1 protein-coding gene is annotated in these 223 nt (G+C 60.1%); it reads left to right on the top strand.

Annotated features, from left to right (window positions below; translation table 11 throughout):
* Positions 1-223: amidohydrolase family protein (locus tag ACX9YW_RS23700; RefSeq protein ID WP_460351276.1), on the top strand; the 223-nt coding region annotated here is incomplete at both ends.

Below are 223 nucleotides of genomic sequence, written 5' to 3' on the forward strand. Positions count from 1 at the left end.
ATGTGGTGATCTATTTCGAAGCGGTGGACTTGCCCGAGCTGTGGGACTTTTTTACGGCGCTGCCCACCACCGTGGTGGTGGACCACATGGGTCGCCCCGATGTGTCTTTGCCGGTCAACGGGCCGCAGTTTGAATTGTTCCGACGCTTTATGCGTGAGCACCCCAAGGTCTGGAGCAAGGTGAGCTGCCCCGAGCGTTTGAGCCTGACCGGGCCGAAAGCCCT

It is taken from the genome of Pseudoneobacillus rhizolycopersici, assembly GCF_054786815.1.